Below are 8,660 nucleotides of genomic sequence, written 5' to 3' on the forward strand. Positions count from 1 at the left end.
GGGTTCTGCGCTGCCCTCATACGGCCGACGAGTGCCCTCACGCCGTGGCGTAGTCCCCGGTCAGTGTCACGGCCTCGGTGTGCGCGCCGCGCTCGGTGATCTCGCCGACGGCCCAGGCGTCCACGCCCCGGTCGGCGAGGGTCGTCAGCGCCACGTCCACCGACTCCTGCGGCACGACCGCGATCATGCCGACGCCCATGTTGAGCGTCTTCTCCAGCTCCGGCCGCTCCACCGAGCCCAGCCGCCCGACCAGGTCGAACACCGGCCCCGGGGTCCAGGTGGAGCGGTCCACCGTCGCGTGCAGCTCGTCCGGGACGACCCGGGCCAGGTTGTTCGCCAGCCCGCCGCCCGTGATGTGCGAGAAGGCGTGCACCTCGGTGGTCCGGGTGAGCGCCAGGCAGTCCAGCGAGTAGATCTTGGTGGGCTCGAGCAGCTCTTCGCCGAGCGTCCGGCCGAACTCCGGGACCTGCCGGTCCAGCGACCACCCGGCCCGGTCGAAGAGCACATGCCGGACCAGTGAGTACCCGTTGGAGTGAAGTCCGGACGACGCCATGGCGATGACCGCGTCACCCGTACGGATACGATCCGCGCCCAGCACCCGGTCGGCCTCGACCACGCCCGTGCCCGCGCCGGCGACGTCGAAATCGTCCGGCTCGAGCAGGCCGGGGTGCTCGGCGGTCTCGCCGCCCACCAGGGCGCAGCCCGCCAGGACACAGCCCTCGGCGATGCCCTTGACGATCGCGGCGACCCGCTCGGGGTAGACCTTGCCGACGCAGATGTAGTCGGTCATGAACAGCGGCTCGGCGCCGCAGACGACGATGTCGTCCATCACCATGGCGACCAGGTCGTGGCCGATGGTGTCGTAGATGCCCATCTGGCGGGCGATGTCGACCTTGGTGCCGACGCCGTCGGTGGCGGAGGCGAGCAGCGGCCGCTGGTAGCGCTTGAGGGCGGAGGCGTCGAAGAGGCCGGCGAAGCCGCCGAGGCCGCCGACGACCTCCGGGCGGGTGGCCTTCTTCACCCACTCCTTCATCAGATCGACGGCGCGGTCGCCCGCTTCGATGTCGACGCCCGCTGCTGCGTAGCTGGCACCGGTGGTCCCAGTGGTCTCCGAGGACATGACGATGGGATCTTTCGTGTCGGGTGACAGGCGTGTGCGGGCTAGGGGCGGCGGAGCGAGTCGGCGCCACCGGGGCCGGAGGTCAGCGTGGCGACGCCGTCGACGTCGCTGCGCGCGGGCACGGAAGCCTCCGACTCCAGGAGGTGCTTGCCCAGCAGCTCCGGATCCGGCAGCTCGATCGGGTACTCACCGTCGAAGCAGGCACGGCACAGGTTCGGCTTGGCGATCGTGGTCGCCTCGATCATGCCGTCGAGGGAGATGTACGCCAGCGAGTCCGCGCCCAGCGACTTGCCGATCTCCTCGACCGACAGGCCATTGGCTATCAGCTCGGCGCGGGTGGCGAAGTCGATGCCGAAGAAGCACGGCCACTTGATCGGCGGCGAGGAGATCCGGATGTGGACCTCGGCCGCGCCGGCCTCGCGGAGCATCCGGACGAGCGCGCGCTGGGTGTTGCCGCGGACGATCGAGTCGTCGACGACGACCAGGCGCTTGCCCTTGATGACTTCCTTGAGGGGGTTGAGCTTGAGCCGGATGCCGAGCTGGCGGATGGTCTGCGAGGGCTGGATGAAGGTCCGGCCGACGTAGGAGTTCTTCACCAGACCGGAGCCGTACGGGATACCGCTGGCCTCGGCGTATCCGACGGCGGCCGGGGTCCCGGACTCGGGAGTGGCTATCACCAGGTCGGCGTCGGCGGGGGCCTCCTGGGCCAGACGGCGGCCCATCTCCACGCGGGAGAGGTAGACGTTGCGGCCCGCGATGTCGGTGTCGGGGCGGGCGAGGTAGACGTACTCGAAGACGCAGCCCTTGGGCCGGGCCTCGGCGAAGCGGGAGCTGCGCAGGCCCTTCTCGTCGATGGCGATCATCTCGCCCGGCTCGACCTCCCGGATGAAGGAGGCGCCGACGATGTCCAGGGCGGCGGTCTCGGAGGCGACCACCCAGCCACGCTCGAGGCGGCCGAGGACCAGCGGCCGGATGCCCTGCGGGTCACGGGCGGCGTACAGGGTGTGCTCGTCCATGAAGACCAGCGAGAAGGCGCCCTTGACCTGCGGCAGCACGCGCGGGGCGGCCTGCTCGACGGTCAGCGGATTGCCGTCCTCGTCGGCCTGGCCCGCGAGCAGGGCCGTGACGAGGTCGGTGTCGTTGGTCGCGGCGACCTGGGTGGCGCGGCCGCCCTCGCGGGGCAGCGAGGCGACCAGCTCCGCCAGCTCGGCGGTGTTGACCAGGTTGCCGTTGTGGCCGAGTGCGATCGATCCGTGCGCGGTGGCGCGGAAGGTCGGCTGCGCGTTCTCCCACACCGAGGCGCCGGTGGTCGAGTAGCGGGCATGACCGACAGCGATATGGCCCTGCAGGGAGCTGAGGGATGTCTCGTCGAAGACCTGCGAGACCAGGCCCATGTCCTTGAAGACGAGGATCTGTGAGCCGTTGCTCACCGCGATGCCCGCGGACTCCTGTCCACGGTGCTGCAGCGCATACAGCCCGAAATAGGTGAGCTTGGCGACCTCTTCACCCGGGGCCCAGACACCGAAGACGCCGCAGGCGTCCTGGGGGCCCTTCTCACCCGGGAGGAGATCGTGGTTGAGTCGTCCGTCACCACGTGGCACGCGACCGAGTTTAAGCCAGGTTGCGGATTCATCCGAACCGGGGACTGGCGGGGAGCTGTCCGATGTGACCATCGGAACGCGGCGAAGGCGTCCAAAACGGTGTCCATGATTCGGGACGGGCGAGGGCACCCCAGGTCAGGCTGACGGCAGCGCTGTGCCGTCCACGCGGCGGGTGACGTCCGCCTCATCCCTCGGGGCGAGACAGCTCTAGCCCAGGAGTGGCAGGTAGGGGGAGAGGTCGGCGCGGTCGCCGCCGGCGGTGAGGGCCGCCGAGTCGAGCGCCGTGGTCCAGTCCGTACGGCCCGTGGCAAGGCGGATCCACGTCAGCGGGTCGGTCTCGACGACGTTCGGCGGCGTACCGCGCGTGTGCCGCGGCCCCTCGATGCACTGGACCACGGCGAACGGCGGGATCCGCACCTCCACGGAGCCGCCGGGCGCCTTCGCCGCGAGGGCGTCGGCGAGCAGCCGGGTCGCGGCGGCGAGCGCCTGACGGTCGTACGGGATCTCGGTGCCGAGCGCCGCCGCCAGGTCGTCGGTGTGGACGACCAGCTCGACGCACCGGGTGACCAGGAAGTCGTCCAGCCGCATGGCACCGACGCGCCCCGCCAGCAGCCGGTCGTCACGAGCGGTCGGCAGGACCGCGGCGAGCCGGTCGGCCGCCCGGGTCAGCAGCTCGTCCGGCTCGGTCGCGGCGGCCAGGCCGCGGGTGTCCTCATCGATCTGCCCGGCCAGGGCCGCGGTCGCGAACGGCCAGTCGAGGAGCGCGACCTCCTGCGCAGGCGGCTCGGGCAGCTCCAGGTAGTGGCTGACGGCGCCCACGACCATCGAAAAGTGCCCGACGAGATCGCGGACGCTCCAGTCCCCCAGCCGAGTGGGCAGCGCCAACTGGGTGGTGGACAGGCCGGCTGCCGCTGCCCGGACGTGCTGGGACTGCGCGATGACAGCGGCCCGTATCCTCGCGGAGTCGTAGGCACGCGCTCGAGGCTTGCGCTGGGCGGTGGACATGGCGCTGAGCTTAGTTCGGTGGCCGGTGCGAGGGCAGGAATCGGCGGGAAGGCCTCCGACGTCGGAGGTTGAGCCTGCGTGACGGCGCTGAGCGACCCGAGGCCAGGACAGCAAGCGGACGGCCCCGCTCCCGTGAGACCCGGGAGCGGGGCCGTTCGTCGCGTGCGCTCGCGGATCAGGCCAGCAGCGCCGGGATCGTCGCCTCGTACGCTGCACGCAGCTCGGCCAGCGGGATGCTGAACTTCCCCTGGACCTCCAGCGCGTCACCGTCGACCACGCCGATGCGCGTCGCCGGGAGACCCCGCGCACCGCACATGTCGGTGAAGCGGAGCTCCTCGCTGCGGGGCACCGCCACGATCGCGCGGCCCGCCGACTCCGAGAACAGCGTGACGAACGCGGAACCCGTGGCGGAGCCACTATCGGATGCGGTGTCCGGGATGACGATCCGCGCGCCCTTGCCGCCCTTGAGGCAGGACTCGACCAGAGCCTGGATCAGGCCGCCGTCCGACAGGTCGTGCGCCGCGTCGATCATGCCGTCACGAGAGGCGGAGATCAGGATCTCGGCCAGCAGCTTCTCGCGGTCCAGGTCCACGGCCGGCGGCAGGCCGCCGAGGTGGTCGTGGATCACCTGCGACCAGGCCGAACCGCCCAGCTCCTCCCTGGTGTCCCCAAGGAGGTAGATCAGCTGCCCCTCCTCGGCGAACCCCATCGGCGTACGGCGCGTGACGTCGTCGATCACACCGAGCACGCCGACCACCGGGGTCGGGTGGATGGCGGCCTCTCCGGTCTGGTTGTACAGCGAGACATTGCCGCCGGTGACCGGCGTGCCCAGCGCCAGGCAGCCGTCGGCCAGCCCACGGCAGGCCTCCGCGAACTGCCACATGACCGCCGGGTCCTCCGGCGAGCCGAAGTTCAGGCAGTCGGAGACGGCCAGCGGCCGGGCGCCGGTGGCGGCGACATTGCGGTACGCCTCGGCGAGCGCCAGCTGCGCGCCGGCGTACGGATCGAGCTTGGCGTAGCGGCCGTTGCCGTCCGTCGCGACGGCGACACCGAGGCCCGTCGCCGCGTCGATCCGGACCATGCCGGAGTCCTCGGGCTGAGCCAGGACCGTGTTGCCCTGCACAAACCGGTCGTACTGGTCGGTGACCCAGGACTTGGACGCCTGGTTCGGGGACCCGACGACCCTCAGGACCTGCTCACGCAGTTCTTCCGGCGTAGCCGGCCGGGGCAGCTTGTTCGGGTCGTCGGCCTGGAGGGCGTCCTGCCAGTCCGGACGGGCGAAGGGCCGGTGGTAGACCGGGCCCTCGTGGGCGACCGTACGCGGCGGGACGTCGACGATCTGCTCGCCGTGCCAGTAGATCTCCAGCCGGTCGCCGTCGGTCACCTCACCGATGACGGTGGCGATGACGTCCCACTTCTCGCAGATCTCCAGGAAGCGGTCGACCTTGTCGGGCTCGACGATCGCGCACATGCGCTCCTGCGACTCGCTCATGAGAATCTCCTCGGGCGAGAGGGTCGCATCGCGCAGCGGGACGGTGTCGAGCTCGACGCGCATACCGCCGGAGCCGGCGCTCGCCAGCTCGCTGGTGGCGCAGGACAGGCCGGCGCCGCCGAGGTCCTGGATGCCGGCGACCAGCTTCTCCTTGAAGATCTCCAGGGTGCACTCGATGAGGAGCTTCTCCTGGAACGGGTCGCCGACCTGGACCGCCGGCCGCTTCGCCGGCTTACTGTCGTCGAAGGTCTCGGAGGCCAGCACCGAGACACCGCCGATGCCGTCGCCGCCGGTGCGGGCGCCGTAGAGGACCACCTTGTTGCCGGCGCCGGACGCCTTGGCCAGGTGGATGTCCTCGTGCTTCATCACGCCCACGCACAGGGCGTTGACCAGCGGGTTGCCCTGGTAGCAGGAGTCGAAGACGACCTCGCCGCCGATGTTGGGCAGCCCCAGGCAGTTGCCGTAGCCGCCGATGCCCGCGACGACGCCCGGCAGGACGCGCTTGGTGTCGGGGTGGTCGGCGGCGCCGAAGCGCAGCGGGTCCATGACGGCGACCGGGCGGGCACCCATGGCGAGGATGTCGCGCACGATGCCGCCGACGCCGGTGGCCGCGCCCTGGTAGGGCTCGATGTACGAGGGGTGGTTGTGCGACTCGACCTTGAAGGTGACCGCGTAACCCTGACCGACGTCGACGACGCCCGCGTTCTCGCCGATGCCGACGAGGAGTGCGTCATTGACCGGGGCCTTCTCGCCGAACTGCTTGAGGTGGACCTTGCTCGACTTGTACGAGCAGTGCTCAGACCACATGACGGAGTACATCGCCAGCTCGGCGCCGGTCGGGCGGCGGCCCAGGATCTCGCGGATGCGCTCGTACTCGTCCTGCTTCAGGCCCAGTTCGGCCCACGGCTGCTCGACGTCCGGGGTTTCGGTGGCGTGCTTGACGGTGTCGAGAGTCATGCGTTGACCAGCTTCTTCAGGATCGAGGTGAAGAATCCGAGCCCGTCGGTACCGCCGGTGCCGATCAGCGGCTCGACGGCGTGCTCCGGGTGCGGCATGAGGCCGACGACGTTGCCCGCCTCGTTGGTGATGCCGGCGATGTCGCGCAGCGAACCGTTGGGGTTCACATCCAGGTACCGGAACGCGACCCGGCCCTCCGCCTCCAGCATGTCCAGCGTGCGCTCGTCGGCGACGTAGCGGCCGTCCATGTTCTTCAGCGGGATGTGGATCTCCTGACCGGCGGTGTAGTCGGCGGTCCAGAGGGTGTCAGCGTTCTCGACCCGCAGCTTCTGCTCGCGGCAGATGAAGTGCAGATGGTCGTTGCCGAGCATGGCGCCGGGCAGCAGGTGTGCTTCGGTGAGCACCTGGAAGCCATTGCAGATGCCCAGGACCGGAAGACCGGCCCTGGCCTGGTCGATGACGTTTTCCATGATCGGCGAGAAGCGGGAAATGGCACCCGCCCGCAGATAGTCGCCGTAGGAGAAACCGCCGGGAAGCACCACGGCATCGACCTGCTGAAGGCTCTTGTCGCGGTGCCACAGAGCAACCGGTTCCGCACCGGCCAGGCGGATCGCGCGCTGGGTGTCCCTGTCGTCCAGGCTCCCCGGAAAAGTAATGACTCCGATACGAGCCGTCACGACTCGACCTTCACGGTGAAGTCTTCGATCACGGTGTTGGCCAGGAAGGTCTCGGCCATCTCATGGATCCGGGCCAGGGCGGCGTCGTCGACCGGCCCTTCGACCTCGAGTTCAAATCGCTTTCCCTGGCGGACGTCGGAGATTCCGTCGAAGCCGAGGCGGGGCAGTGCACGCTGCACCGCCTGGCCCTGCGGGTCGAGGATCTCCGGCTTGAGCATGACGTCGACTACGACGCGTGCCACTGGCACTCCCGATGGTGTGGTGCGTAAGGCGGTGTCCTCAGACTACCCCGCCCGAAAATCTACGCGAGTAGATATCTTCTACGGCTGCATCACACTTGTCACCGCCGGGGAAAATCCAGGGAAAAACGCGACGGCGACATTGCGTAGTGACACGCAACGGAATTAACTGGGCTTCCCAATGCATTGGCTGTCGCTGTACAAATGAAAATGGCCTGACCCCAAACATCCCGGCCATCCGCGTCTTCGCACGTCATCGCGGTGGTGCCGCACGAAAGGACCGATATCCGTGGCTCAGCGCGTAGTGGTCACACTCTCCGACGACATCGAGGGCGGGGAAGCGGCGGAGACGGTCATCTTCGGCCTCGACGGCAAGTTCTACGAGATCGACCTCAACGCTGCCAATGCGAAGAAACTGCGCGGAGCGCTCGCGCCTTACGTCGAGGCCGGCCGAAAGCGGTCCAAGTCGGGCAAGACGTACCGGCACACCGCGATCGCCCCGGATCCGGCCGCAGTACGCGCCTGGGCCCGCTCTCACGGCTACGAGGTCCCGCCGCGCGGCCGTATCCCGAAGAAGGTCTACGAGGCCTTCAATGCCGCCCGTTGATCGGACTTGCATGACACCCCAGGTGATCAGCTAAAGTCTGGATCACGCCGAGGGGCGAGACCGAAAGGCCAAACCCCTGGGTCCCGCGGGTGTAGCTCAGTAGTAGAGCGCCCTCTTTCCAAGAGGGAGGCGCAGTGTGCAATCCCTGTCACCCGCTCTCAGCACTGTCGGACCACTCCGGTGGATCAGGTACAGTGGTGTTCGCGCCGGACGGTGAAAGCCGTTCGGAGGCAATGCGGACGTGGCTCAGTTGGTAGAGCATCACCTTGCCAAGGTGAGGGTCGCGAGTTCGAATCTCGTCGTCCGCTCCATACGGATAAGGCTCCGGTTCTTTGGACCGGAGCCTTTTTCGTTGTCGGTTAGAGGTTGTCCACTGGAGCGGCTTGAGCGACAGATGTGACAGTCGCCACATTTTGGTACATCCGGCTGCCGCAGTGAGGATCGTCATGCGGCAGCGTGCGTTGCATGGGCACGAGGTTGGCTATAGTGGGTGTCGCACCGCGCGAGCGCGGCGCAGGCGGACGTGGCTCAGTTGGTAGAGCATCACCTTGCCAAGGTGAGGGTCGCGAGTTCGAATCTCGTCGTCCGCTCCATAGGGAGAAGGTCCCGGTCATCCGACCGGGACCTTCTCCGTTGTTCCGTGCCGGGTCGAGGAGGCCGGTTGGCGCCTGCGATCGGGCTCTTCCCACGTCCCGCCCTCTTCCTGGTACCGCTGGGAGGTGTCCCCATCCCGTAACTGGGGCTCCGCCCCAGGCCCCGGGGAGCCGGGGGCTGCGCCTGGCTCCGGGACGGAGGCACTCCCGGGGTGTCCCGGCGCAAGCGTCGGCACAGAGGCGCGGCCGCGGCATCCCGGCGAGGGGATTGCCTCTAGTGCCGCGTCAGCCAGGGTTTGCGCGGTAACGAGGTGACCTGGTGCGGTCAGCTGCAAGGCGCCGGATCGGCCTCGTAGTGGGCCTACTCGG

The 8,660-nt window shown here is 68.9% G+C and carries 7 protein-coding genes and 3 tRNA genes; 4 read left to right on the top strand and 6 right to left on the bottom strand.

Annotation, left to right across the window (positions count from 1 at the left end):
- Positions 1-37: 37 nt before the first annotated feature.
- The 6 genes from purM to purS form a co-directional block, all read right to left on the bottom strand.
- The gene (gene purM / locus ACY34J_RS22695) at positions 38-1,120 is read right to left on the bottom strand and encodes a phosphoribosylformylglycinamidine cyclo-ligase (protein ID WP_462728453.1); all 1,083 of its coding nucleotides are present in this window, start codon (positions 1,118-1,120) and stop codon (positions 38-40) included.
- Between the two features lie 41 nt (positions 1,121-1,161).
- Complete coding sequence (gene purF, locus ACY34J_RS22700; protein WP_462728454.1) at positions 1,162-2,721, bottom strand: amidophosphoribosyltransferase; 1,560 nt, start codon at positions 2,719-2,721, stop codon at positions 1,162-1,164.
- A 207-nt stretch (positions 2,722-2,928) separates the two neighbouring features.
- The gene (locus ACY34J_RS22705) at positions 2,929-3,726 is read right to left on the bottom strand and encodes a sterol carrier family protein (RefSeq protein WP_462728455.1); all 798 of its coding nucleotides are present in this window, start codon (positions 3,724-3,726) and stop codon (positions 2,929-2,931) included.
- Positions 3,727-3,901: 175 nt separating this feature from the next.
- A complete protein-coding gene (gene purL, locus ACY34J_RS22710; RefSeq protein ID WP_462728456.1) occupies positions 3,902-6,175 on the bottom strand; it encodes a phosphoribosylformylglycinamidine synthase subunit PurL in 2,274 nt (757 codons plus the stop codon).
- Positions 6,172-6,852: a phosphoribosylformylglycinamidine synthase subunit PurQ gene (gene purQ, locus ACY34J_RS22715; RefSeq protein WP_462728457.1), complete on the bottom strand. Its 681-nt coding sequence runs from the start codon at positions 6,850-6,852 to the stop codon at positions 6,172-6,174. Before purQ ends, purL begins: the two co-directional genes overlap by 4 nt.
- Positions 6,849-7,094 (bottom strand): phosphoribosylformylglycinamidine synthase subunit PurS, encoded by a 246-nt coding sequence (gene purS, locus ACY34J_RS22720; RefSeq protein WP_462728458.1) that lies wholly within the window; start codon positions 7,092-7,094, stop codon positions 6,849-6,851. The genes purQ and purS overlap by 4 nt, the downstream gene beginning before the upstream one ends.
- 286 nt (positions 7,095-7,380) lie before the next feature.
- Between purS and ACY34J_RS22725 the strand changes: the two genes are divergently transcribed.
- From ACY34J_RS22725 to ACY34J_RS22740, 4 genes are all read left to right on the top strand, one after another.
- The gene (locus ACY34J_RS22725; protein WP_462728459.1) at positions 7,381-7,698 is read left to right on the top strand and encodes a histone-like nucleoid-structuring protein Lsr2; all 318 of its coding nucleotides are present in this window, start codon (positions 7,381-7,383) and stop codon (positions 7,696-7,698) included.
- Between the two features lie 85 nt (positions 7,699-7,783).
- Positions 7,784-7,855, top strand: a tRNA-Gly gene (locus ACY34J_RS22730).
- 78 nt (positions 7,856-7,933) lie between these two features.
- Positions 7,934-8,009, top strand: a tRNA-Gly gene (locus ACY34J_RS22735).
- A 206-nt stretch (positions 8,010-8,215) separates the two neighbouring features.
- Positions 8,216-8,291, top strand: a tRNA-Gly gene (locus ACY34J_RS22740).
- Positions 8,292-8,660: the final 369 nt, after the last annotated feature.

It is taken from the genome of Streptomyces sp. HSS9-12 (assembly GCF_054963655.1).